The sequence below is a fragment of the Pseudomonas sp. ChxA genome, assembly GCF_030263855.1.
GTDB lineage: Bacteria > Pseudomonadota > Gammaproteobacteria > Pseudomonadales > Pseudomonadaceae > Aquipseudomonas > Aquipseudomonas fluorescens_CB.
On sequence record NZ_JARPMK010000002.1, the window covers coordinates 571,713 to 598,224 of the forward strand.

22 protein-coding genes are annotated in these 26,512 nt (G+C 54.8%); 18 read left to right on the forward strand and 4 right to left on the reverse strand.

What is annotated here, in order from left to right:
* The first annotated feature begins 119 nt into the window (after positions 1-119).
* The 9 genes from P5706_RS28310 (at position 120) to P5706_RS28350 (ending at position 12,248) form a co-directional block, all read left to right on the forward strand.
* Positions 120-1,748, forward strand: coding sequence for an ABC transporter substrate-binding protein (locus tag P5706_RS28310; protein WP_056859057.1), 1,629 nt, complete (start codon positions 120-122; stop codon positions 1,746-1,748).
* 304 nt (positions 1,749-2,052) lie between these two features.
* Positions 2,053-3,657, forward strand: coding sequence for an ABC transporter substrate-binding protein (locus tag P5706_RS28315; RefSeq protein WP_200430776.1), 1,605 nt, complete (start codon positions 2,053-2,055; stop codon positions 3,655-3,657).
* Between the two features lie 170 nt (positions 3,658-3,827).
* Complete coding sequence (locus P5706_RS28320) at positions 3,828-5,222, forward strand: OprD family porin (RefSeq protein WP_200430775.1); 1,395 nt, start codon at positions 3,828-3,830, stop codon at positions 5,220-5,222.
* Positions 5,223-5,302: 80 nt separating this feature from the next.
* Positions 5,303-6,901 (forward strand): ABC transporter substrate-binding protein, encoded by a 1,599-nt coding sequence (locus P5706_RS28325; RefSeq protein WP_285683486.1) that lies wholly within the window; start codon positions 5,303-5,305, stop codon positions 6,899-6,901.
* 77 nt (positions 6,902-6,978) lie between these two features.
* A complete protein-coding gene (locus P5706_RS28330) occupies positions 6,979-7,989 on the forward strand; it encodes an ABC transporter permease subunit (RefSeq protein WP_285683489.1) in 1,011 nt (336 codons plus the stop codon).
* 10 nt (positions 7,990-7,999) lie between these two features.
* Positions 8,000-8,911: an ABC transporter permease subunit gene (locus P5706_RS28335; RefSeq protein ID WP_056859205.1), complete on the forward strand. Its 912-nt coding sequence runs from the start codon at positions 8,000-8,002 to the stop codon at positions 8,909-8,911.
* 10 nt (positions 8,912-8,921) lie between these two features.
* Complete coding sequence (locus tag P5706_RS28340) at positions 8,922-9,890, forward strand: ABC transporter ATP-binding protein (protein ID WP_017138287.1); 969 nt, start codon at positions 8,922-8,924, stop codon at positions 9,888-9,890.
* Entirely contained in the window at positions 9,890-10,861 is a 972-nt protein-coding gene (locus P5706_RS28345; RefSeq protein WP_017138288.1) for a peptide ABC transporter ATP-binding protein, read from the forward strand. The genes P5706_RS28340 and P5706_RS28345 overlap by 1 nt, the downstream gene beginning before the upstream one ends.
* A 250-nt stretch (positions 10,862-11,111) precedes the next feature.
* Positions 11,112-12,248, forward strand: coding sequence for a hypothetical protein (locus P5706_RS28350; protein WP_200430771.1), 1,137 nt, complete (start codon positions 11,112-11,114; stop codon positions 12,246-12,248).
* 60 nt (positions 12,249-12,308) lie between these two features.
* Here the strand turns inward: P5706_RS28350 and P5706_RS28355 are convergent, their stop codons facing one another.
* Complete coding sequence (locus P5706_RS28355) at positions 12,309-12,569, reverse strand: hypothetical protein (protein ID WP_200430770.1); 261 nt, start codon at positions 12,567-12,569, stop codon at positions 12,309-12,311.
* 97 nt (positions 12,570-12,666) lie between these two features.
* Positions 12,667-12,912, reverse strand: a complete 246-nt coding sequence (locus P5706_RS28360) for a hypothetical protein (protein ID WP_285683494.1) — start codon at positions 12,910-12,912, stop codon at positions 12,667-12,669.
* Between the two features lie 318 nt (positions 12,913-13,230).
* Between P5706_RS28360 and P5706_RS28365 the strand changes: the two genes are divergently transcribed.
* Positions 13,231-14,361 carry a hypothetical protein gene (locus tag P5706_RS28365; RefSeq protein ID WP_200430768.1) on the forward strand — a complete coding sequence of 377 codons (1,131 nt, stop codon included), beginning with the start codon at positions 13,231-13,233 and terminating at the stop codon, positions 14,359-14,361.
* A 119-nt stretch (positions 14,362-14,480) separates the two neighbouring features.
* Here P5706_RS28365 and P5706_RS28370 read toward each other — a convergent pair whose 3' ends face one another.
* Positions 14,481-15,584, reverse strand: a complete 1,104-nt coding sequence (locus P5706_RS28370; RefSeq protein ID WP_285683496.1) for a hypothetical protein — start codon at positions 15,582-15,584, stop codon at positions 14,481-14,483.
* 552 nt (positions 15,585-16,136) lie between these two features.
* On the opposite strand from P5706_RS28370, the gene P5706_RS28375 reads away from it, so the two are divergent.
* From P5706_RS28375 to P5706_RS28390, 4 genes are all read left to right on the forward strand, one after another.
* A complete protein-coding gene (locus tag P5706_RS28375) occupies positions 16,137-16,925 on the forward strand; it encodes a hypothetical protein (RefSeq protein ID WP_285683498.1) in 789 nt (262 codons plus the stop codon).
* 303 nt (positions 16,926-17,228) lie between these two features.
* On the forward strand, positions 17,229-18,218 hold the full coding sequence (locus P5706_RS28380; RefSeq protein ID WP_200430765.1) for an alpha-xenorhabdolysin family binary toxin subunit B: 990 nt from the start codon (positions 17,229-17,231) through the stop codon (positions 18,216-18,218).
* 519 nt (positions 18,219-18,737) lie between these two features.
* On the forward strand, positions 18,738-19,925 hold the full coding sequence (locus P5706_RS28385) for a hypothetical protein (protein ID WP_285683501.1): 1,188 nt from the start codon (positions 18,738-18,740) through the stop codon (positions 19,923-19,925).
* 496 nt (positions 19,926-20,421) lie between these two features.
* A complete protein-coding gene (locus P5706_RS28390) occupies positions 20,422-20,751 on the forward strand; it encodes an EF-hand domain-containing protein (RefSeq protein WP_285683503.1) in 330 nt (109 codons plus the stop codon).
* Between the two features lie 93 nt (positions 20,752-20,844).
* On the opposite strand, the gene P5706_RS28395 is transcribed toward P5706_RS28390, so the two are convergent.
* Entirely contained in the window at positions 20,845-22,428 is a 1,584-nt protein-coding gene (locus P5706_RS28395; RefSeq protein ID WP_017138290.1) for a peptide chain release factor 3, read from the reverse strand.
* A gap of 332 nt (positions 22,429-22,760) precedes the next feature.
* On the opposite strand from P5706_RS28395, the gene P5706_RS28400 reads away from it, so the two are divergent.
* Genes P5706_RS28400 through P5706_RS28415 form a run of 4 tightly spaced genes read left to right on the forward strand, consistent with a single transcriptional unit; the run spans position 22,761 to position 26,210 of the window.
* A complete protein-coding gene (locus P5706_RS28400; protein ID WP_200430762.1) occupies positions 22,761-23,477 on the forward strand; it encodes an ABC transporter permease in 717 nt (238 codons plus the stop codon).
* Between the two features lie 20 nt (positions 23,478-23,497).
* Positions 23,498-24,391, forward strand: coding sequence for a glycine betaine ABC transporter substrate-binding protein (locus P5706_RS28405; RefSeq protein ID WP_285683507.1), 894 nt, complete (start codon positions 23,498-23,500; stop codon positions 24,389-24,391).
* Positions 24,392-24,402: 11 nt separating this feature from the next.
* Positions 24,403-25,056 (forward strand): ABC transporter permease, encoded by a 654-nt coding sequence (locus P5706_RS28410; RefSeq protein ID WP_027604864.1) that lies wholly within the window; start codon positions 24,403-24,405, stop codon positions 25,054-25,056.
* Complete coding sequence (locus P5706_RS28415; RefSeq protein ID WP_053131666.1) at positions 25,053-26,210, forward strand: osmoprotectant ABC transporter ATP-binding protein OsmV; 1,158 nt, start codon at positions 25,053-25,055, stop codon at positions 26,208-26,210. The genes P5706_RS28410 and P5706_RS28415 overlap by 4 nt, the downstream gene beginning before the upstream one ends.
* The last annotated feature ends 302 nt before the right edge of the window (positions 26,211-26,512 follow it).

A 26,512-nucleotide genomic window follows, 5' to 3' on the forward strand; every position in this document is an offset into this window, starting at 1 on the left:
GTTTTCCTCTTGCAACGGTTCAGCATCTTGCAATGGGTATGGCCCCTGCATAAGTATCCGCAGGCCGACTCACGAGGTCGCCCTCACCACCAAAAATGACAACAAATCATGAGGCCAACATGCTTAAACACGCAGTCCTTCCGTTACTTGTTAGCGCTGGCCTTATGGCCGCAGCTCCTTTCGCCCAAGCGGCGACTAACCTGGTGTTCTGCTCCGAAGGGAGCCCGGCCGGTTTCGACCCAGGCCAGTACACCACCGGAACAGACTTCGATGCCTCGGCCGAAACCATGTTCAACCGTCTGACCCAGTTCGAACGCGGCGGCACTGCTGTGATTCCTGGGCTGGCCACCAGCTGGGACGTTTCCCCGGATGGCCTGACGTACACCTTCCACCTGCGTGATGGCGTGAAGTTCCACACCACCTCGTACTTCAAGCCGACCCGTACCTTCAATGCCGACGACGTGCTGTTCACGTTCAACCGCATGATCAACAAGGACGACCCGTTCCGCAAAGCCTACCCCACCGAGTTCCCGTACTTCACGGACATGGGGATGGACACCAACATCAAGAACATCGAGAAAGTCGATGACCACACCGTCAAGTTCACCCTTGGCACTGTGGACGCCGCTTTCATCCAGAACCTGGCGATGAGCTTCGCTTCCATCCAGTCAGCCGAATACGCCGCCCAGCTGTTGAAGGAAGGCAAAGCTGCAGACATCAACCAGAAGCCAATCGGCACTGGCCCGTTCGTGTTCAAGAGCTACCAGAAAGACTCGAACATTCGCTACACCGGCAACAAGGACTACTGGAAGCCGGATGACGTGAAGATCGACAACCTGATCTTCGCCATCACCACCGACCCGTCGGTGCGTATCCAGAAGCTCAAGAAAAACGAATGCCAGATCACCCTGTTCCCACGTCCGGCCGACCTTAAGGCACTGGGCGAAGACAAGGACCTGAAACTGCCGCACCAGGCCGGTTTCAACCTGGGCTACATCGCTTACAACGTTATGCCGGTGCTCAAGGGCCAGACCGCCGCCAACCCACTGTCTGACCTGCGCGTACGTGAAGCGCTGGACATGTCGGTGAACAAGCAGCAGATCATCGACTCCGTGTACCAGGGCGCAGGCCAACTGGCCGTCAACGCCATGCCGCCGACCCAGTGGTCTTACGACACCACCATCAAAGATGCGAAGTTCGATCCAGCCAAAGCCAAGGAACTGCTCAAGGAAGCCGGCGTTAAAGAAGGCACCGAGATCACCCTGTGGGCCATGCCGGTTCAACGTCCGTACAACCCGAACGCCAAACTGATGGCCGAGATGCTGCAGAACGACTGGAAACAGATCGGCCTGAAGGTCAACATCGTCAGCTACGAGTGGGGCGAGTACATCAAGCGCTCCAAAGGCGGCGAGAACCAGGCCATGATCATTGGCTGGAGCGGCGACAATGGTGACCCGGACAACTGGCTGAACGTGCTGTTCGGCTGCGACTCGCTGGCCGGTAACAACTTCTCCAAATGGTGCGACAAGAAATTCGACGGCATCGTCAAAGAAGCCAAAGCCACATCGGATGTCGCCAAACGCACCGAGCTGTACAAGCAGGCGCAACATATCCTCAAAGATGCAGTCCCGATGACACCTATCGCGCACTCGACGGTGTATCAACCCATGCGCAACACCGTGCAGGACTTCAAGATCAGCCCGTTTGGCTTGAACTCCTTTTACGGCGTTAGCGTAAGCGGCAAGTAAGGCCCAGTAGCGGCGACGTTTCATAACGTCGCCGTTATTGCATCCGCCTAGACCATAGGAAACAGACCACATCCGCAACATTGCCGTCCTACAGCAATGAACTGCGACTTGTGCATCCATTGCCTACAAGGTCAGTCCGCTTTGGCGCATTTACTGCAGGCTCCGCGACCCATACCGTCGTAGGACAGCAGAAGCTCCAATATAGGAAAGGCACTTGCTGTATGTGGGATCAGTGATGTCTCCCAGGTCTGACGCCTGGGTGATCGCTCGCTGGTGACAACAACAAACAAGGATCGGGATCGTCATGCGCCATACCACTGTTCTATCCGCAATTTTTGGCACCAGCCTGCTGGCTGTGGCCACGATGGGCCAAGCCGCCGAAAAGAAGAGCCTGGTGTTCTGCTCTGAAGGCAGCCCGGCCGGGTTCGACACCGCGCAGTACACCACCGCCACCGACAACGACGCGGCGGAGCCTTTGTACAACCGCCTGGTTGAGTTCGAAAAAGGTGCGACTAACGTGGTGCCTGGGCTGGCAACCAAGTGGGATATTTCCGAAGACGGCCTGACTTACACCTTTCACCTGCGTGAAGGGGTGAAGTTCCACAGCAACAAGGAATTCAAGCCGACGCGCGACTTCAATGCCGACGATGTGCTGTTCACCTTCAACCGCATGCTTGACCCTGAATACCCGTTTCGCAAGGCCTACCCTACCGAGTTTCCGTACTTCAACGGGATGAGCCTGAACAAGAACATTGCCAAGGTCGAAAAGACCGGCCCCTACACCGTGGTGATGACCCTGAACACGGTTGACGCCGCGTTTGTGCAGAACATCGCCATGAGCTTTGCCTCGATCCTGTCGGCCGAGTACGCCGAACAATTGCTGAAAGAAGGCAAGCCCAGCGACATCAACCAGAAGCCGATCGGCACTGGCCCGTTTGTATTCCAGCGCTACCAGAAAGACTCGCAGATCCGCTATGTGGGCAACAAACAGTACTGGGATCCGAGCCGCGTCAAGCTGGACCAACTGATTTTTGCGATCAATACCGATGCATCGGTGCGCGTGCAGAAGCTCAAGGCTGGTGAGTGCCAGGTGACCCTGCATCCGCGTCCTGCCGATGTTGATGCGCTCAAGGCCGACCCGAACCTGCAACTGCTGACCAAGCCGGGGTTCAACCTCGGCTATATCGCCTACAACGTGCGCCACAAACCTTTCGACCAGCTCGAAGTGCGCCAGGCGCTGGACATGGCGGTGAACAAGCAGAGCATCCTCAATGCTGTGTACCAGGGCGCGGGCCAACTGGCGGTCAACGCCATGCCACCGACCCAGTGGTCCTACGACGACAGCATCAAGGACGCCGCCTACAACCCGGAAAAAGCCAAGCAACTGCTCAAGGCCGCCGGCGTTAAAGAAGGCACCGAGATCACCCTGTGGGCCATGCCCGTGCAGCGTCCCTATAACCCCAACGCCAAGCTGATGGCCGAGATGCTGCAAAGCGATTGGGCCAAGATCGGCCTCAAGGTCAAGATCGTCAGCTATGAATGGGGCGAATACATCAAACGCACCAAGAACGGTGAGCACGATATCAGCCTGATCGGCTGGACCGGTGACAACGGTGACCCGGACAACTGGCTGGGCACTCTATACAGCTGCGACGCCATCGGCGGGAACAACTACTCCATGTGGTGTGACCCGGCGTACGACAAGCTGATCAAGCAAGCCAAGGTCGTGACCGACCGTGAACAAAGGACTGTTCTGTACAAACAGGCGCAGCAATTGCTTAAACAGCAAGTGCCGATCACGCCCGTCGCCCACTCGACGGTCAACCAGCCGTTAAGCGCCAAAGTCGAAGGTTTCAAAGTCAGCCCCTTCGGTCGCAACGTGTTTTCGGGCGTCAGTATCAACCCATAAGAAAATAACCGGATGGTGGGGAGCCAAATTGGCTCTCCCGCAAACGTGCAGCCTTTTGTTGGGAATTATCCTACAGCAAACGTTTGCAACAGCTTGAGCGAGTTACACACCCAATAGCCGGTTCACCTAAAAAGACCGGCATTAAAAAGAGAACCAAAGGAGCTCCACCCATGAAACTGAGCAGCAAAGCGCTTCTGGCCCTGGCCATCAGCAGCATCACGGCAACCGCATTTGCGGAAACCCAGAGCCAGGACTTCGTTCCTACCACATTGGCCGGCACCAGCGCCCAAAGCGAGGCCAAGGGCTTTGTCGACGGCGCAAGCCTGGGCGGTACCACCCGTAACTGGTTCTCCAACGAACAGAAGTTCCGTGGCGGCAAGTTCACCTACCAGAAGCACGGCGAAGCGCGCACTGACGCTTACCGTACCAACTGGGTACAGGGCACTATCCTCAACCTGAGCTCGGGCTTTACCCAAGGCACCGTGGGCGTCGCTACCGAAGTCGCGGCCTACAACGCTATCGTGCTGGACAGCAGCAAGCGCGACATCAAGGGTGGTTCCAACCGTACCCTGGCCGACTCCGACGGTGATGCAGTCGACCAGTGGAGCAAACTGGGCCTGGCCAACGTCAAGTTCCGTGTTTCCAACACCACCTTGACCGCCGGTCGCCAGAACTTCAGCAGCGGCATCGTCGACACCATCGGCAACCGTGCGCTGCCATCGAGCTTTGAAGGTTTCGCGCTGAACAGCGAAGAATTCAGCAACCTGTCGTTCCAGGGCGCTTACTTCGACCGCGTGTCGCCACGTACCGAACAGAGCCTGTCGAAATTCCGCAGTGAATACGGCAATGGCCAGGAAGCGGATCACGTCTACACCGCCGGTGTGAACTACCAGCCGTTCAAGAGCCTGAAAACCAGCTTCTTCGGCGCTCAAGTCAAAGACTTCTGGAACCAGTACTACTTCGGCGCTACCCACGAACTGGGTGATGCTCAGACCCTGTCCCTGACCACCGGCCTGAACTACTACAAGACCGTGGACGAAGGCAAAAAGTTGATGGGCAAGATCGACAACGACACCTACTCGCTGTCGCTGGGCCTGACTCACCAGGCTCACAGCCTGACCTTCTCGTACCAGGAAGTTAACGGTAACGAGTACTTCGACTACCTGCACGAAACCAACGGCATCTACCTGGCCAACTCCCTGACGTCCGACTTTAACGGTCCGAACGAGAAATCGTTCCAGATCGCTTACGGCATCAACATGGCCGAATACGGCGTGCCGGGCCTGAAGTTCAACATCTACTCGGCTCGCGGCTGGGGCATCGACGGCACTCACTACACCGGCGACGGCGGCGTGAAAGGCTTCGCTTACAACGGCATCCAGTCCCAGGACGGCGAGAAACACCAGGAATACGGTGTAGGCACCTCGTACGCCATTCAGAGCGGCGCACTCAAGGCCACCACCATCCGTGGTACCTACGTGACTCACCGTGCCAGCGCCAACCAGGCTGACGGCAACATCCGTGAGTTCCGCCTGGTCACCACCATCCCGTTCAACATTCTTTAATTAGCACCAGGTAGACGGTGGGCTCATCACGAGCCCGCCGTCTACGCTTGTCTGGTTTAATCGATTGCAGAGGGCTCTGAATGAAAATGCTCCCGCTACAAGCTGCCATTGCCGCTGCGCTGTTGAGCGTTGCGATCGGCGTTTCAGCCAAACCGCTGGTGGTCTGCACCGAAGCCAGCCCGGAAGGTTTTGACCCGGTTCTGTACACCACCGCAGTAACCGCCGACGCCGCCGCTGAAACCATGTTCAACCGCCTGGTGGACTTCAAGCCCGGCACCACCGAAGTTGTACCGGCACTGGCCAAGGCCCTGCCCGAGATCAGCGCTGATGGCCTGACCTACACCTTCCACCTGCGTGACGATGTAAAGTTCCACACCACCGACTACTTCAAACCCACGCGCAACATGAACGCCGACGACGTGCTTTGGAGCTTTCAGCGCCAGCTGGACCCGAATCACCCTTGGCACAACAAGTCTCTCGTGGGCTACCCGTATTTCGAAAGCATGGGCTTCAAGGAACTGCTCAAGAGCGTAGAGAAGACCGACGATCACACCGTCGTCTTTACCCTGACCCGTCCTGAAGCACCGTTTTTGGCCGACCTGGCCATGGCGTTTTCCTCGATTCACTCCGCCGAATACGCCGACCAGTTACTCAAGTCCGGCAAGACCGATGACCTGAACGCCAAGCCTATCGGCACCGGCCCGTTCATCTTCACCCGTTACGCCAAAGACGCCCAGGTGCGTTTCAAGGCCAACCCGGACTACTTCCGTGGCAAGCCGCCGGCTGACCCGCTGATTTTGGCGATCACCACCGACAACAACGTGCGCTTGCAGAAGCTCAAGGCCAACGAGTGCCAGATCGCGCTGTATCCGAAACCGGATGACGTGCCGAGCATGAAGGCCGACCCGAACCTGAAGGTTGCGGAGCTGGCGGCGATGACCACCGCCTACACTGCGCTGAACACCACCCACAAGTACATGAGCGACGCGCGGGTGCGCCACGCGATCAACATCGCGTTCGACAAAAAAGGCTACAACGAATCCCTGTACGGCAAAGGCAACGCCATCGATGCCACCGGCCCGTACCCGCCAACCCTGCTGGGTTTCAGCGACAAGCTGAAAAACCCGCCACGTGACCTCGACAAGGCCCGCGCCCTGCTCAAGGAAGCCGGTGTACCGGAAGGCACCGAGTTCACCCTGTTCACCCGTAATGGCGGCGGCCCGACCAACCCGAACCCGATGCTCGGCGCCCAGCGCATGCAGGCGGATCTGGCGCAGATCGGCCTGAAGGTGAACATCAAGGTCATGGAATGGGGCGAGATGCTCAAACGCGCTAAAAATGGCGAGCACGACATGGTTTCCGCCGGTTGGGCAGGGGATAACGGGGACCCGGATAACTTCCTCACGCCAAACCTGAGTTGCGATGCAGCGAAAAACGGCGAAAACTACGCCCGCTGGTGTAACAAAGAGTTTCAGGACTTGATCGACAAAGCGCGCGCCATCGAGGAACCCTCGAAACGGGCCGCACTCTACGAACAAGCCATGGATGTCTTCGAAAAAGACCAACCGTGGATTCCCATGGCTTACCCGAAAATGTTCACCGCCATGCGCAAAAACGTCGAAGGCTTTACCCAAAGCCCTCTGACCACAAATAACTTCGCCACCACCCAGGTGAAGTAAATAAGAGAAGACGCTCGGCACCGTCGACATTGACGGTGCCGAACCTGCCTAACCGGCTGATTGAGGTACACAACAAGATGTTTAGTTTTATTGCCCGCCGATTGGGGTTATTGATCCCCACGTTTTTCGGCATCACGTTGCTCACGTTTGCGTTGATTCGCATGATCCCTGGCGACCCCGTCGAAGTCATGATGGGCGAACGACGAGTCGACCCCGAGATGCACGCACAGGCAATGGAACGCCTTGGCCTGAACAAGCCGCTCTATGCGCAATACTTTGATTACGTAGGCAAGCTCGCCCAAGGCGACCTCGGCGAATCGCTGCGCACACGCACCAGCGTGTGGACCGAATTCACCGCCCTCTTCCCCGCGACCCTGGAACTGTCCATGGCCGCCCTGTTGTTCGCCGGTATCCTGGGCCTGTTGGCCGGGGTGATCGCGGCACTTAAACGAGGATCCCTGTTCGACCATGGGGTGATGGGCATCTCCCTCGCGGGATATTCGATGCCGATCTTCTGGTGGGGCCTGATCCTGATCATGTTCTTCTCCGTAAGCCTGGGCTGGACCCCGGTTTCCGGGCGTATCGACCTGCTCTACGACATTGAGCCGCGCACCGGCTTCATGCTGATCGACACCCTGCTGGCTGACGAGCCGGACGCCTTCTTCGACGCCCTGCACCACCTGATCCTGCCGGCCATCGTGCTCGGCACCATCCCGCTGGCGGTGATTGCGCGGATGACCCGTTCGTCGATGCTTGAAGTGTTGCGCGAAGACTACATCCGCACCGCCAAGGCCAAAGGCCTGTCGCCGGCGCGCGTGGTATTCGTACACGGCCTGCGTAACGCGCTGATCCCGGTGCTTACCGTAGTCGGCCTGCAAGTCGGCACCCTGCTGGCCGGTGCGGTCCTGACCGAAACCATCTTCTCGTGGCCCGGCATCGGCAAATGGCTGATCGAAGCCATTGGCGCGCGGGACTACCCGGTGGTGCAAAACGGCATTTTGTTGATCGCCTGCCTGGTGATCCTGGTGAACTTCGTGGTGGATATCCTCTACGGCTTCGCCAACCCACGCATCCGTCACCAGCGCTGAGATCATGACCATGACCACACCTACTCAAGTGTCAGCAGTCGATCAAAGCCTGCTGTACCCGTCCCCGTACAAAGAATTCTGGCAAGCCTTCTCCAAGAACAAAGGCGCGGTTGCCGGCCTGTTGTTCATGTTGCTGGTGGTGTTTTGCGCGCTGTTTGCCCCGTGGGTAGCGCCGCACAACCCGAGCGAGCAATACCGCGACTTCCTGCTCACCCCGCCAGCCTGGCTGGAAGGTGGGCAGATGCAGTTCCTGCTCGGCACCGATGAACTGGGCCGTGACCTGCTCTCGCGTCTGATCCAGGGCTCGCGCCTGTCGTTGCTGATCGGCCTGTCCTCGGTGGTGATGTCGCTGATCCCGGGCATCCTCCTGGGTCTGTTCGCCGGGTTCTTCCCGCGCATGCTTGGCCCAACCATCATGCGCTTGATGGACATCATGCTGGCCCTGCCGTCGCTGCTGCTGGCCGTGGCCATCGTCGCGATCCTCGGCCCTGGCCTGATCAACACCGTGATTGCCATCGCTATCGTGTCGCTGCCGTCTTATGTGCGCTTGACCCGCGCTGCGGTGATGGGCGAACTGAACCGCGACTACGTGACCGCTGCCCGCCTCGCCGGCGCCGGCCTGCCACGCCTGATGTTCATCACCGTGCTGCCTAACTGCATGGCGCCGCTGATCGTACAGGCCACTTTGAGCTTCTCCTCGGCGATCCTTGATGCCGCGGCCCTGGGCTTCCTCGGCCTTGGCGTACAACCGCCAACCCCTGAGTGGGGCACCATGCTGGCTTCGGCCCGTGACTACATCGAACGCGCCTGGTGGGTGGTGAGCTTGCCTGGTTTGACCATTTTGCTCAGCGTGCTGGCAATCAACTTGATGGGTGACGGCCTGCGCGATGCGCTGGACCCGAAACTCAAGAACGCCGCCTGAGGAGATTCCCATGTCACTGTTAGAAATTAAGAATCTCAACGTGCGCTTCGGCGACAAGACCGCCGTTCCGGTGGTCGATGGCCTCGACATCTCGGTCGACAAAGGCGAAGTACTGGCGATCGTTGGCGAGTCGGGCTCGGGTAAATCCGTGACCATGATGGCGCTGATGGGCCTGATCGAACACCCCGGCATCGTCACCGCCGACGCGCTGAACTTTGACGGCAAGGACATGCTCAAGCTGAGCAACCGTCAGCGCCGCCAAATCGTCGGCAAAGACTTGGCGATGGTGTTCCAGGACCCGATGACCGCGCTGAACCCCAGCTACACCGTGGGTTTCCAGATCGAAGAAGTGCTGCGCCTGCACCTGAAAATGTCCGGCAAGCAAGCACGCAAGCGCGCTATCGAACTGCTCGAAAAAGTAGAGATCCCAGGCGCTGCCAGCCGTATGGATGCCTACCCGCACCAACTGTCCGGCGGTATGAGCCAGCGTGTGGCAATCGCCATGGCAATTGCCGGCGAGCCGAAACTGCTGATCGCCGATGAACCGACCACTGCATTGGACGTGACCATCCAGGCGCAGATCATGGAACTGCTGCTGGCCCTGCAAAAAGAGCAGAACATGGGCCTGGTGCTGATCACTCACGACCTCGCGGTCGTGGCTGAAACCGCCCAGCGCGTGTGCGTGATGTACGCAGGCCAAGCCGTGGAAGTCGGCCAGGTGCCGCAACTATTCGACATCCCGGCGCACCCGTACAGCGAAGCGTTGCTCAAGGCGATCCCCGAGCACAGCCTGGGCGCCACGCGCCTGGCCACGCTGCCGGGTATCGTGCCCGGTCGTTATGACCGCCCGCAGGGTTGCCTGCTGTCGCCACGCTGCCCGTATGTGCAGGAATCCTGCCGTGCCCAGCGCCCCGGCCTTGACCCGAAAAGCAACAGCCTCGCGCGCTGCTTCTACCCCTTGAACCAGGAGGTGGCGTAATGGCCGTCGTTCTTACCGCCCGCGACCTCACCCGTCACTACGAAGTGTCCCGTGGCCTGTTCAAGGGCCATGCACTGGTGCGCGCGCTTAATGGTGTGTCGTTTGAACTGGAAGCCGGCAAGACCCTCGCCGTGGTAGGTGAATCGGGTTGCGGCAAGTCAACCTTGGCTCGTGCGCTGACGCTGATCGAAGAACCGTCGTCCGGCTCCTTGAAAATCGCCGGCCAGGAAGTGGCCGGCGCCGACAAGGCCCAGCGCAAGCAATTGCGCAAAGACGTGCAGATGGTGTTCCAAAGCCCGTACGCCTCGCTGAACCCGCGCCAGAAGGTCGGTGACCAGCTCGGCGAGCCGCTGCTGATCAACACCAACCTGTCCGCCGCCGAACGCCGCGAAAAAGTGCAGGCGATGATGAAGCAAGTGGGCCTGCGCCCTGAGCATTATCAGCGTTACCCGCACATGTTCTCCGGCGGCCAGCGCCAGCGCATCGCCCTGGCTCGCGCCATGATGTTGCAGCCTAAAGTGCTGGTGGCGGATGAGCCGACCTCGGCGCTGGACGTGTCGATCCAGGCCCAGGTACTCAACCTGTTCATGGATTTGCAGCAGGAATTCAACACCGCCTACGTGTTCATCTCCCACAACCTGGCCGTGGTACAGCACGTCGCCGATGATGTGATGGTGATGTACCTCGGCCGCCCGGTGGAAGTCGGCCCCAAGGAAGACATCTACGCGCGCCCGCTGCACCCGTATACCCAGGCGCTGCTGTCGGCCACCCCGACCATCCACCCGGACCCGAACAAGCCGAAGATCAAGATCGTCGGCGAACTGCCCAACCCGCTGAACCCGCCGCCTGGCTGCGCGTTCCACAAGCGTTGCCCGTATGCCACGGCGCGCTGCAGCAGTGAAGAGCCGCAGTTGCGCGCTTTGGATAACCGGCAGGTGGCTTGCCACTACGCGGAGCAGTTTGTGGCGTGACGAGATCTCGATCGTTCCCACACTCTGCGTGGGAATGAGCGAACTGAGTTCTACAGCCCTTCCCATCAGGTTGCGCATCAGCCTGGCGGGAGGGGCTTTCTTTTTGGTGTATCACCGACGTTTTTCTACCACTCCCCCCGTTAGGTATTCAAAAGCAATCTAACGAACTGTGAGTTCTCACAGTAGGCAGCCAATCCTGTTTGCACTTTCATGGGTCCACACACTTTATCCAGCGGACGGGTAAGCGCTCATGACCACTTTCACAGTTTTTTTCTGCGGCACCGGCTCAACCAAATTCGATGACAGTAACGCCAACTACTGGAACGGCGAACTCATTTCCACCCTCGCGCAAAACACTTCAAGCCTCAGTAAAGAGTTTGCCGAATGGATCGTTATCGACGGGCCCGGCAGCGGCAACCTGCAAGCCGATGAAATGTTCACGGCGTCGGCGAACCATTTACAGCTAACGGGAACGGCCTTGGGTTCCGGCTGGGAGGAAAATGTGACTCACGCCCTCAACATCATGAAGGGCACCTTTACATGGCAGCGGATAAAACTGACCGAAGAGAATTACAACCAACTCCAGAAAGCAGGCGTGCCCATTGAAGAAGTCAAAGCCACGGGCAGCTGGTATTGGCGCACGTATGATTACGGCACCCGCAAAGTGACCCAACAGCAGTTGCAAGAGCAGATCATCAAGACCTTCCGAAAAGATGGCATCATTCCTACCCAAGTCAATCTGGTCGGTTGGAGCCGTGGCGGGATCAGTTGCCATATGTTGGCCAATGCCATGCGCAATGACAGCACCTTGAAGAATGTGCCCGTCAACATCTTTGCAGTTGACCCTGTTCCGGGGTTGTTGAACTTCCAGGACAGCCGGGTAAAGCTCGGCAGCAACGTCAAAGAGTATGTAGCCTTTTACGCAAGGGATGAGCGATCACTCGGCTTCGCGTGTGTTGTTCCTGAGTTTGATACAGCGACCAAGGTGCATATTTACCCATCGCCTGGCCGCCACGCGACCTTAGTGGGCAATGCTGCTGCGGATGGTAACCAAGGCGCGAAAGTCTATGCAGAACCCGGTCAGATCGTTCGTCACTTTGCAGAAACGTGCCTGACACGCTGGGGCGTTCGTTTGGAAAAGAAACTCAACCTGACCGCAGACCCGATAAATGAGCTTCTCACAAAGATGAAAAATGACCAGAGCGCTTATGTAACGATGCGTCGGACGGTTTACACCACACCGACTCAAATAGCAGGTGAGCGCAGCATTACCAAGGGCAGTAAAGAAATCAACTTCACGGCAGCAAGCAGTGCCAGCTATGCCCCAGCGCCTGGGCTTGCAACAGAACACATTCCCAACAACGACTATTTCAAAGACATCGGCTGAACTGCAGCCCTTCCCGCCAAATGACGCGCCGTTCAGCGGGAAGGGCTTTTTCAGAATGCCTTACGTATCGCTATCGCCTTCGGTGTCATCATCATCTGGCGGCGCTTGCTGGTCATCATCATCCTTGGAACCGCCCTGGTCTTCATCACCAGGCTCTGCCTCGCTCTTGGCCAACTGCAAACCACCCACCTGCGCCGTCTTCGCCGCCACATAGCCCGGCGCCTGGCTCTGCACGGCGGTACTCGCCCACGCAGATGAAGCGCCCAGCGATAACATCACCAACACTTTTAGCAACAGCACCAAACGCTGAAAGATACTCATGGTTGATTTCCGTCCAGTCAGTGAAACACGTACGCCAGCGTTCGACCGGCGCTTTGAATGAAGCTAGTTGCGTTCTTGGATTTATGCCAATCCGGCCTCACGTATCGCCGTCATCGTAGGTTTCGCTGTCCTCACCGTCATTGTAGGGGTTTTCTTGATCTTCCTTGGGCGCGGGCTGAGCCTGGGGCTGCCAGCTGCCGGAGTTGACCTCCTTCTGCTTTTTCTTGGTGACCGGGCCGGTGTCTTTCCACTGTGGCGTGCCGGTATCCGCCAGCGCCGAGGTGCCTGCCAGCCCTAAAGCCGCCAGCAACATCAGCTGGACGGCACGTTGAGTTATACGCAAGGTCGCCTCCTGATCCGTCGGTAAGTAGGTGAAGTATTTGAATACGCTAGACCGGATGCGGGCTTCGCGCCAATGGCCGTGACAGATGAAGATCAACAGTGGAGCTGGCGTGGCTGCGATGGTTGTTAACCAGCCATTAATAGGTTTACCAACCGGCCAACATCATAAGTAAGCCAACAACCATTGCCCTCATCTGCATAAAGCGATAACAACTATGCAAAAACAATCTAAAAACCTGTTACTTCTGACAGTATCAGACATACTCCCTGAATGCTTTGATCTCGATGTCCTTATAAAAACTCACAGCGAGATACTTCCATGGCTATTTTCACAGTTTATTTTTGCGGTACTAGCTCCACGAAATATGACGACTCAAACGCTGTCTACTGGAACGGCGAAACCATCTCAACACTCGCAAATAATAATCTAGGCAGAGAGTTCTCGGACTGGATAGTCGTAGATGGACCCGGAAGCGGAAACTTACAAGCAGATGAATTATTCACCGAACCCGGGGGCCACTATAAAATGACTGGACAACTTTTTGGCTTGGGCTGGTATGCGAATGTGATACACGCTGTAAACATGATGAAAGGAGAGTTTGATTGGGAACGCCAAAAACTAACAGAGGAAAATTATAACCAGTTGAAAAATGCTGGAGTACCCATTGAGAACGTTGAAAAAAGTGGATCTTGGTTTTGGCGAAAATATGATTATGGATCACGCCATGTCACACAACAACAACTGCAAGCGCAAATTATCAAACAGCATCGTAAAGACGGAATCATCCCAACCCAAGTCAATTTAGTAGGGTGGAGTCGAGGAGGTGTCAGTTGCATAATGCTAGCCAATGCGATGTTAGCAGACAGCGCGTTGAAACACATACCTGTGAATATCTTTGCCATCGACCCAGTGCCAGGCCTCCTAAACTTTCAGAGAGAAAAAACCACATTAGGTAATAACGTGAAAAACTACACTGCCTTTTATGCAAGAGATGAGCGTTCATTCGGGTTTAATTGTGTAATCCCTAAAACCGACAGCTCGACCAACGTACATATTTATCCGATGGCGGGCCGACATGGCACTTTGGTAGGTAACGCCGCAGAAAATGGCAGCAAGGGTCCAAGAGTTTTTTTTGAGCCTGGGGAGATTGTTCGCCACTATGCAGAAAAATGCTTAACCAACTGGGGAGTTTCTTTGGATAAAAAACTCGGATTGACAAATGCGCAAATTGATCAGCGGCTATCTACCATCAAAGCCTCATACGATAGCTATACACAGATGCGGGACAAGGTCTATACGATATTCTCAGATATAAACGGTGAACGCGAAACATATCTCAACGGCGACAACAGCAATTTCACTGCGGCACACGGCACTCAATACACCCCAAACAAAGGCCTGTCAACAGGGCACATACTCACGAGCGACTACTTCAGCGACATCGTGTAAAACACCACGAGAAAACCACACTGTAAAAATGCCGAGGCCCATATTAGAAGCGATCATTAGTGGACTCGGCACTTTAAAAACTAAACACAACCTCCTCACGACACGGCCTAATAGGGTAACTAGCTAAGTACGGTCAGTAACTTATTCAAATCTTCCGCATTGCCTCGAGCAGCCCTCCACTGAAATGCTGCGGAATCAAGAGATTTTTCAATACGTTTTATCAGTGAAAATGATGTGACCTGAAGAGTCCTATCTTGAGCACTTTGCATGACATCCAATGTTAATGTCCACAACGTTCTTAGCTGCCCAACCCCTTTATCGGCAAGCTCCAAAGGTGTGTGCAAACGTTCTAGGGCGTCATGAAAAGCTGAAAAATGCTGTGTCAACACTGCACCGCTGCGCATCTTCAAAAGCAGCGCCCTTATCGTCTCCGCATTCGAAGACGATAACCCGCGTAGAATAGCCTCATAATCACTTTTGTAAAAATCAATCAGATCTGTGTTAGGAATCTTTCCATCCAAAATATACGACTGTGCGACCACGTCTGCAAAAGCAGACGTCACATTATGCATATGCCCCCTTACCGTCAGCCGATCATGCTCACTCATAGCGACGCGAGAAAGCTCTTGTTCCAGCTCATGCACGGTATCCAACGCGGTAATCCTACGCAACGCCGTCTGAATTGTGTTCATAAGTTCAGTTTTAAAGCTCAAAATCTCATCTCTTAGCTCGCCCCCTGTAATTTTCAAACTGGCAAGCTCTTCAACCATTTCGTTAATTGTTTTTTTGATGGAGGGCACAAGCGTAAGATCTTCATCGCCCAGTGGAATCGTTACTCCCTCCCAGTCCTTCTCCGGTAACGCAGTGAGTTTCTCCGAAGCATTAGAGTAGCCAGGCAAGGACGTTATTTGCCCAACGATGGCATCGCGGCCTGCTGTGAAATGATCTGAATAAGTAAAAACCTCTTGGCACAATGCTCGCATACTTACTTCGATACCTGTCCATTTTCCAGCATGATCCAAAACCGCATCAATAAGCTGATTCACACCCTGCTCGTCCAAGGCAGTGCTCAAACCGACCTGCCCCGACAGAGTAATGAACGCGGCCCCGCCTTTCATACGGTCATAGTCAGCTCGAAGCTGAGTAGCAAGGCTAATATATTCTTTTATCACTTCAATCTCTTTAGCCGTAATGATGGACGTGTATTTCGGCTGTTCGGCCATGATCGCTACCTCACGAATAGATAATTTTTAACGCAGCAATGTCAATCAGCACCGGTTATAGTCGCCAGTCGCAACACTGCCAACTGTCAAGATCAACAGTTGACAAAAAACCAAAGCATACAAATCCGGTTATAAACCTCATACATATAGCAAAAAAAACACAACCAGCCTCTCGTCATTCCAAATAAATATTATTACCTGTTATATTTCACAGTACCCGTGAGCTTTAAGTTGATATTTACTTACACCCAAGGCACTGAACAGATACCGTAGCGTTCTCACGCAGTGCTCTAACACTGTAAGTAAATGTCTAAGGAACGATACGTGATAGTTAACCAGAACCCGCGTTTCTTAGAAAAAACTATCACCGTGATCTAAAAAGGTTCTGTGCGGCCGTGTTAAAAATTAATATATCGCACACCTGAACGTTTCAAGGCCAATTAATACACACCTCAAAATGCCGCGAAGTTCAAAAAGTTTTAAGGCAAATAAATTTCGTTTATCGGCCGTGAGCAAGTATTGTCAAATCACTTTTTTTGAAGGAAGCCTATCATGAGCACTCAAATATACCTCCCTGTTCCAATCGTAACCAAGGACGATGTGCGGGTTATTTCTCGTTATGTCTCAACAGGAAAACTCCTCCCGTTGACAGCCGAAGGGGTGAAAAATCAAGTAAACAACGCTCCCGAAGCACTCGTAATCGAAATTGTGAACCACTATAAAACCATCAACGATCATGCTAATTCATGGGAAAAAACCCAAGACAGCATGATTAAAATCAGCTCTGTCCTCGTGGCTTTTTCCAAGGATATGCATGAGTACGGCGATGAAGCGGTTGACATCATTAAAAATATGGAAGGTTACAAATCACGAAAAATAAAAGACCTGTCAGAGGCCGAACTGGAAACACTTCCTTCGATTTCACTCGATGGGGATGATCAGGCCAAGCTCCCTAACCTTGAGCAGACAGTCAGATACATAAAAACCTCTATAAATGATAAAAAACAAAAAAGTATTATGGCGTTAACCAATCTGGATGACTTTAAAAATGTACTAAGCTACACCATAGAACCTTGGATTGGCCAAATGGTGCAAGTTTCAAACCCAGACGCACTGGACATGGAAATTTCCAATATACGCATCGAACTTACAAAACTCTCAAACGATATAAAACAAATAAATGTAAAGCCCTCGCAGATGCAAACTCTCTTTGAGTTTGCCAAGCTTATCAATCCCTTGCTGGCTTTATTGACGGAAGGTCAAAAAAAGGGACTCCCGCCGACGACCTCATCAAACGTCGCGAAGAAATCCTTGCCAAGATCGCAGGAGATAATCAGCTGAAGGGCGTACTCCATACACTCTATTTAAGTATGGGGTCTCTCTATGATGTAGTCGAACCGGCTATTAAGGCTGTCTCCCAGCTTCATTCTCACTGGGAAAACATCTTGGCTCTTATTGATGACGCGCTGAGCCAGTTCAAAAGCACCGCTAATTATGCTTACCTTGGCCTTTTCGTTAGAAAACTAGAAGTTATATTAAGAGATTGGCGCGAGATTGAAGATAACTCGAAAAGTTTGATGGACACATTTAGACTATAAATCCGCTAGCACTTAAGCCTCCTAGTTAACGCAAGGATAAATAACCATGAGCACTTATGAAATAACACTGAACCCGCCTAACTTAATGGCTCTGAAAAACAGTCGGGAGATAATTTACTATTATGCAAGAATAAAACTGAGCAACATCGACATAGAGGCACTACGCACCGACTTATTGGAGTTGGCGAAAAACCTCAGCCTGGTAGATCAGAACGCTAACGACGTTTTGATCAAGGCATCTGTCGCTCTGGAGACTAGGGATATCGAGAGTGCTTTGGAGGATCTTGATGAGTTGAGCGATGGCGCACTGAACGATTACAAGCGAGACTTGAGTAACACGCTTAACACCAAGAAAAAAACACTTACCGATTTGCGTAACGAGCTTTCCAACCCCACTTTCAACTTAAAACAAATGAGTTATGCCAATAATACTTACAGACTTCAAGAGTTAGGGAGTACAAGAGCAAACCTGCAAGCTATTTCTAAACAGGAGGGATCTGAAGATTACTACGATGTTATGTTAAAGCGAAAGCTAGAGCTAGACACCGCCATTGAAGCCTATGAGGGGGTGTCATTTTACGACAAGACACTACCACTGTTAAATCAAGTTGACAAAGTTGTAACAGCGGCCGAATCACCCGCAACATTCAAAAAAGAGATGATTAAAGAGGGCATACAGGCAGCGAAACACATTCTCAAATTGGTCGACAGTGAAGTCAAACATGAAAACATGGTAACCGCACGCATCGAGCTAATCAAACAAATCAATACAGTTGAAGCCCGCGCTGCAGAAATTGACAAGCAGCTCAAGTCAAACTTTCATGAATCTCAGCAAATAGCTGCCTTTGAAAAACTACGAGAGCCCAAGGCTGAGTATGTTGCTGAAGTCGAAAAAATCATCGAGTCTTTTAACACATTTATCTCAGTTGCTTTTGCCAGGACCGATACAAAGGAAATGGCTCAGGACTTCGTAAAATACGCCCCTACTTTAAAATCTTATGTCTCTCACCTCTCCCCGATGTGGCTGCGAGGTTAGCCTGCACCCGTTCAACCTACTGACGGCCGCTATCGGACCTGAGGGCGCCCTCCATTGGCGGTCTTAAGTATTTACTTTGGTGGGCCTGCCTGGCCTGATATTTCCGACCTGTACGACAGCGCTAAATTAACTAGTTTTCAAACATCAACAACGATGACGACGCACTTCGAAGCTCTTTGAAATGCAATGCGGCTACTATGCTGCAGGGTTATTGAAACAGAAAAAATTATAGCTTTCGAAAAGCTGCAAGAAGCCAAGACCCCGTATGTTACTGAAATCGAAAAAACCCTTGAATCATTCGATTCATTTACCAAAGTTATTTTTTCGGGATCGGACACAGTGCAAATTGCTAACCGCCTTGCAGACCAGGCTCCCGCCGTGAAGGCTTATGTCAATGTCTTTCACCTAAGTGGCCCGAGGCTAGACGCTTCTACAGTCCGCCCACGTCAGCAGGCTTCTGCTGCTGCCGCGGTGAATGCAGTCGTTCACTAACCATTCTTTAGACAGGCGTTATTTATCATGACAACAGTTTTCTTTAATAGCGACGGTGATATCACCGTTACCCACCCGGACCCCATCTCTGGAAAGGACGCAATAACCACGGGATCAAGGCCACATCTAATAACGGCGATCTCGACTCAGAGCGCCCACTTCATAAATAGAGATTTTTACGATTACTTTAGCTGGTACAGAAAATATTACCAATCTATCGATATAGCTGGAAATCTCATTATAAACGGCCCCGGTAGTGGCAACTTTTTAAGCGATGACATATTTACCCGGTCTTCTGGTGTATTCCAATGGCCACCCACGGAATTTGCTAAACGCTGGAGCAACAATATTTACAGGGCAATTGAATACATTAGAGATAATTCCCCCGGCACCGCTCTTTGGACACGTCACAAAGAACGCCCCCCCGAAGGAATTTCCGACGACACAATTTCAACGATAACGGACCTACCAAAAGATTGGCTCCTAAGAGAATTCATCATAGGGGAAACGGAACTTTTTAAATTTTCAACACACCAGCACACACAAATAAATCTAGTAGGCTGGGGTCGCGGCGGAGTCAGTTGTCACATGTTTGCAAATGCTATGAAAACTGACGGTTTATTACGTGGTATTCCGGTGAATATTCTGGCCATCGATCCAGTCGTCGGCCCCCTATCTTATGAACCTATTCAAACAACTTTGCCAGACAACGTCAGTGAGTATGTAGGGTTTTATGCTCGAGATGAACGCTCTGCCAGCCTGCCCTGCATTGTTCCCGATACGGCGCAAAACACACGTGTTCATATCTATCCCATCGCCGGCCGCCATACCACCTTGATAGGTAATCAAGCTAAAGACGGCGACAGTAGCCCCGGGACCTTCTCTGAACCCTCAAACTTGGTTTTTTACCTGGCAATGAAGTGCCTGAACCGCTGGGACCCAGACCTTTCAATCAAAGCAGCTAGTGGCTATCCCGATCTCAGTATGACTGGTGACTCTGTGCTCGCTAAGATAAAAGGCGAATACGATGACTATATCGCTATGCGAAATACGACTTACTCAAACCAACGTCAAGAAATTAAAAACGATCGTGAAATTTGGCTAAATGGGCAATTAACAAACTTCAAGTCTGCCCAAGGTGACCGTTTCACTCCCAACCAAGGGCTCGCCAAAGGACACATCGAAGACATGTCTTACTTCCAGGACATTACCTAAGCCCCCATCGCATGGCCTGCCCAGGCACCAAGAAGCAAAGGAGAACACAAATGAAAAAGAGTGTAAGCAGCCTGGCTGGCTACGTGAAAACGCCGTCCTCAGGCAAGACTGTAGTGTTCCAAAACTGGGCAACCTTTGATAAGAAGAGGTATCTACACAACTTTTGAAGGCCGCCAATTTCTCCTGTGGCGAGCAGGCTTGCCCTGCGTTGGGCTGCGAAGCAGCCCCAAAACCAGACGCCGAGTTCTTTCCGGAAAATTGCAGTGCCTTTACTGGGGCCATCGCAGGCAAGCCAGCTCCCACAGTTGAGCGGCGTTGCACCTACAAAAAAGGGCGAAGCCATGACAGCTTCGCCCTTTGATATTACGCGATGAGCGTTTCTGCCCCGAGCGTAGGAATATTCCGAAAATCTTAATGCTACAACCGAGTTTATTGCATCTGGCGAATACCCATCACTAAAGTCCTGACTCCACTAACTACTCTCGAGACACGTAAAGTGAAACCTCTTCTCGCCACCTGTGTGCTCTTCGCTGTCGTAGTAAACACCACCGCCTGCGGAGGCCTCTACAACAGCACCTACAATGACAACTGGGATTATTCCGACCGCAACAAAGACCAGCAACTTTCAAGGCAAGAATGGAGTTTATACATGGATGATCGTTACGTTAAAACAGCAACAGACCTGGGTTATTCGAATAAATCAGAATTTGACAGCGTTGCCTTCAAGGCTGCCGACAAGGACGATAACAGTTTTATCTCAAGGCCCGAATATGACCGCTTCGTGGTGGAGGCAACGACCCACAGTTATTTTCCAACTAAACGATAGTCAATTGAATGCTGGCCTGAGTGGTTTCAGTATCAGTTGCTGATACTCAACACGCCAAGCCGGGCCATACCTGTTGTATGGCCCGTCTCGTTGTTAGTGGTGCTCGCGGGTCGCCCGGAATTTCACATCCGGCCAACGCTCTTCCATCAACGCCAGGTTGACCCGCGTCGGCGCCAGGTAGGTCAGGTGACCACCACCGTCGATCGCCAGGTTCTCCACGGCCTTGTTAGAGAACTCTTCCAACTTCTTCTTATCGCTGCAATCGATCCAGCGCGCGGAGTACACGGTGATTGGCTCGTAGGAGCATTCAACCTTGTATTCCTCTTTCAAGCGGCTGGCGACCACATCGAACTGCAGCACACCGACGGCGCCGAGGATGATGTCGTTGCTGCGCTCGGGGAAGAACACCTGGGTGGCGCCCTCTTCGGCCAATTGCTGCAAGCCTTGGCGCAGTTGCTTGGACTTGAGCGGGTCACGCAGGCGTACGCGGCGGAACAGTTCCGGGGCGAAGTGCGGGATACCGGTAAAGCCCAGCGCTTCGCCTTCGGTGAAGGTGTCGCCGATCTGGATGGTGCCGTGGTTGTGCAGGCCGATAATGTCGCCGGCAAACGCTTCTTCCAGTTGCTCACGCTCGGAGGAGAAGAACGTCAGGGCGTCGCCGATGCGTACATCCTTGCCGGTGCGCACGTGGCGCATCTTCATGCCTTTTTCGTACTTGCCGGAGCAGATACGCATAAAGGCGATACGGTCGCGGTGTTTGGGGTCCATGTTCGCCTGGATCTTGAACACGAAGCCGGTGAATTTCTCTTCGACCGGCTCCACGGTGCGCTCGTTGGCAACCCGGGCCAGAGGCTTGGGTGCCCAATCCACCACGGCGTCGAGCACGTGGTCGACACCAAAGTTGCCCAGTGCAGTACCGAAGAACACCGGCGTCAGCTGGCCGTCGAGGAATTCCTGCTGGTTGAATTCGTGGCAGGCGCCCTGCACCAATTCCAGCTGATCGACAAAACGGTCGTACTCGTCACCCAGGTGGGCGCGGGCTTCGTCCGAGTCGAGTTTCTCGATGATCTTGGTTTCGGTACGTTCGTGACCGTGGCCGGCGGTGTAAACAATGATGTAGTCGTCAGCCAGGTGGTACACGCCCTTGAAGTCGCGGTAGCAGCCGATCGGCCAAGTGATCGGCGCGGCCTTGATCTTCAGGACCGCTTCGATTTCATCCAGCAACTCGATCGGGTCGCGAATGTCACGGTCGAGTTTGTTGATGAAGCTGACGATGGGCGTGTCACGCAGGCGGCACACGTCCATCAGCGCGATGGTCCGTGGCTCAACGCCCTTACCGCCGTCGAGGACCATCAAGGCCGAGTCCACCGCGGTCAGGGTGCGGTAGGTGTCTTCGGAGAAGTCTTCGTGGCCTGGGGTGTCGAGCAGGTTGACCATATGGTCGCGATACGGGAACTGCATGACCGACGTGGTAATGGAAATACCCCGTTGCTTTTCCATCTCCATCCAGTCGGATGTCGCATGGCGGTCGGATTTTCGGGATTTCACCGTGCCGGCCACAGCGATTGCCTTGCCCATCAGCAACAGCTTCTCGGTGATGGTGGTTTTACCGGCATCGGGGTGGGAAATAATGGCGAAAGTGCGGCGTTTCGCGACTTCGGCGGCCTGGTGGGTCATGGGAAATCGCCTGGCAGGTGAGTCAAAAAAGGGCGGCGAGTATAGCGCAAACCCCGGGCGCCGGACCACCGTTCACCCGATTGGGGGTGGCTAAATGCTGCCAAGTATGGAACCTTTTAAAAGGTAGAGACGTCCACTCCCCTGCTACCGCACTCGGAACAGGGGCTGAAAAATCAGCAAGTTAGCCTGACGAGGCTGCGCTCATGGCTCGATCGCATACTGCATTGCCGGTATCGGCGAGCTGCTTTTCGCGAACCTATTCGCCGACAGCCAGGAATGGCATTGCCGCCGGAGAATGTGTTCGCCGACAAAAGAAAAAAAGGAGTCCGCCTGTGGCTATTCGCTATGGCAAAGGGCTGATAGGAGGTGCGGTTGTCGTCGCACTCCTGGCCCTGCTGGTCCACTGGATCGGCATCAACACGATCGAGATGTACCGCGACGATTTGTTGTTTTACCTGCAAGCACACCTGATCCTCGTTCTAGTCTCCATGCTGGCCGCCCTTGTTGTGGGCATCCCCGCCGGTATCCTGCTCAGCCGACCGAACATGGTCGGGCGCGCAGAACGCTTCATGCAGATCTTCAACATCGGCAACACCGTCCCTCCCCTGGCCGTACTGGCCATCGCCCTCGGCGTCCTCGGCATCGGCAGCGGCCCGGCCATCTTCGCGTTGTTCCTCGCCTCGTTGCTGCCCATTGTGCGCAACACCTACGAAGGCCTCAAAAACGTTCAAGGCTCACTCAAAGAAGCCGCCACCGGCATCGGCATGACGCCGCGCCAGGTGCTGTTTCGGGTGGAACTGCCCAACGCCGTGCCGATCATCATCGGCGGTGTGCGCGTGGCCCTGGCGATCAACGTCGGCACCGCCCCGCTGGCGTTCCTGATTGGCGCCAACAGCCTGGGCAGCCTGATTTTCCCCGGCATCGCCCTGAACAATCAGCCGCAACTGCTGCTCGGCGCCGCGTGCACCGCGCTGTTGGCATTGCTGCTCGACGGTCTGGTGACCATGGCCAGCCGCCTCTGGCTGGAACGCGGGTTGCGTCCGTCTTAAGGCTTGGCAAAGGAAATCACATGAAAAAACTGACCTTGATATTGAGCTGCGTCCTGCTGTTTGCAGGGTTTGCGCAAGCCGCCGAAAAACCGGTAATTCGCATTGGCGCCCGGGTGTTCACCGAACAGACCCTGCTCGCCGAAATCACTTCCCAGTACCTGCGCACCAAGGGCTACGACACCCGCGTGACCGGCGGCCTGGGCAGTAACCTGGCGCGCAGTGCCCAGGAAAGCGGGCAGCTGGACATGCTCTGGGAATATACCGGCGTGTCGCTGGTGGCTTACAACCATGTCGACGAGAAACTCGACAGCGCACAAACCTACGCCCGCGTGAAAGAACTCGACGCGAAAAAAGGCCTGGTCTGGCTGTCGCCGTCAAAATTCAGCAACACCTACGCGTTGGCGCTGCCCGACAACGTGGCCAAGGAATTCCCGCAGATCAACAGCATCAGCGACCTGACCAGGGCCCTCGCCGAGGACAGCAAACAAAACCGCCTGGTGGCCCTGGATACCGAGTTCGCCAACCGTTCCGACGGCATGGGTGGCATGGTCAAGCTGTACGACATGAACCTCACCCGCAAAAACACCCGCCAGATGGACGCCGGCCTGGTCTACACCGCCCTGCGTAATGGCCAGGTGTTTGCCGGCTTGGTGTACACCACCGACGGTCGCCTGAACGCCTTCAAATTGAAGCTGCTGGAAGACGACAAGCATTACTTCCCGGACTACACCGCAGCACCGGTGGTGCGTCAGGCGTACCTCGACGCCCACCCGCAACTGGCCGACGACCTCAAGCCGCTGGCCGACCTGTTTGACGACGAAACCATGCGCCAGCTGAACGCGCGGGTCGACGTCGACCATGAAAGCCCGTCCGCTGTTGCCGCAGATTTCCTGCGCCAACACCCCATCAACTAAGAGGAGAAGACATGGAATTCCTGAACGCCTTTTCCCATCTTGATTGGGCCCAAGTCCTGCACCTGACCTGGCAGCACATTACCCTGGTCGGCATTGCCGTAATCCTGGCGATCGTCGTCGGCGTGCCCCTGGGCGTGCTGATGACCCGCTTCCCGACGCTCGCCGGCCCCTTGCAGGCCAGCGCCACGGTGTTGCTGACCGTGCCGTCCATCGCGCTGTTCGGCCTGCTGCTGCCGTTCTACTCCAAGTTCGGCCAGGGCCTGGGGCCGATGCCGGCGATTACGGCGGTGTTCCTCTACTCCCTGCTGCCGATCATGCGTAATACCTACCTGGCGCTGACCGGCGTCGAGCCGGGCATTCGCGAAGCCGCCAAAGGCATCGGCATGACCTTCGGCCAGCGCCTGCGCATGGTTGAACTGCCGATTGCCGTGCCGGTGATCCTCGCCGGTGTGCGCACCGCCGTGGTGATGAACATTGGCGTAATGACCATCGCCGCCACCATCGGCGCCGGTGGCCTGGGTGTACTTATTCTGGCTTCCATCAGCCGCAGCGACATGTCGATGCTGATTGTCGGCGCCGTGCTGGTCAGTCTCCTGGCCATCTTCGCTGACCTGCTTCTGCAATGGCTGCAACGCTCGCTGACTCCAAAAGGACTGCTCAAATGATCGAACTTCAAAACCTGACCAAGACTTTTCAAAGCAACGGCAAGACTGTCTCCGCCGTGAACGACGTAAGCCTGACCGTCAACGAAGGCGAAATTTGCGTATTCCTCGGCCCGTCGGGCTGCGGCAAGAGCACCACGCTGAAAATGATCAACCGCTTGATCAAGCCCACTTCGGGCAAGATTTTGATCAATGGCGAAGACACCACCGACCTCGACGAGGTGACCCTGCGTCGCAACATCGGCTATGTGATCCAGCAGATCGGCCTGTTCCCGAACATGACCATCGAAGAAAACATCGTGGTGGTGCCCAAGCTGCTGGGCTGGGACAAACAGAAATGCCATGACCGTGCCCGCGAATTGATGAGCATGATCAAGCTCGAACCCAAGCAGTACCTGCATCGCTACCCGCGTGAACTCTCGGGCGGCCAGCAACAGCGCATTGGCGTGATCCGTGCGCTGGCGGCCGATGCGCCGCTGCTGCTGATGGACGAGCCGTTCGGCGCGGTCGACCCGATCAACCGCGAGATGATCCAGAACGAGTTTTTCGAGATGCAACGGGCGCTGAACAAGACCGTGATCATGGTCAGCCACGACATCGATGAAGCTATCAAGCTGGGTGACAAAATTGCGATCTTCCGCGCCGGCAAGCTGCTACAGATCGACCACCCGGACACGCTGCTGGCGCACCCGGCTGACGAGTTCGTGAGCAACTTTGTCGGTCAGGACAGCACCCTCAAGCGCCTGCTCCTGGTAAAAGCCGAAGATGCCGCGGACAACGCCCCGTCAGTAAGCCCGGAAACCCCGGTGGCCGAAGCGCTGGAGTTGATGGACGAGACGGACCGCCGTTATGTGGTGGTCACCTGTGCCGAGAACAAGGCGCTGGGGTATGTACGACGTCGCGACCTGCACCGTCAGACCGGTACATGCGGCCAGTACTTGCGCGAGTTCAACGCCACGGCGGCGTATGACGAGCATTTGCGCATCCTGCTGTCGCGTATGTATGAGTTCAACCGTTCGTGGCTGCCGGTGATGGATGCGGAGCGGGTGTTCCTCGGTGAAGTGACGCAAGAGTCGATTGCCGAGTACCTGAGTTCCGGTAAGTCGCGTGGGGGCAAGACCAGTATCGTGTCGCCTGCCGAGACAGCACTGGCCTGATTAACTTCTGTGGCGAGGGAGCTTGCTCCCGCTGGGCTGCGCAGCAGCCCCAGAACAGACGACTCAATAGTTTCAGGTAAACGGGGTTGACTGATTTTGGGGCCGCTTCGCGCCCCAGCGGGAGCAAGCTCCCTCGCCACAAAAGCGCTCCAAATTCGCCTCAAATAACACGCCTGGGGGAACATCAATCCGTCACACCTGTCGGTTACATAAGTAGCTGCACGCGACCTCGCGACGAACGCGTGCAAAAACGCGACATTTTTAGTTGATCTATGGCCCCTCACGTCCTAAAGTTCGCGCCG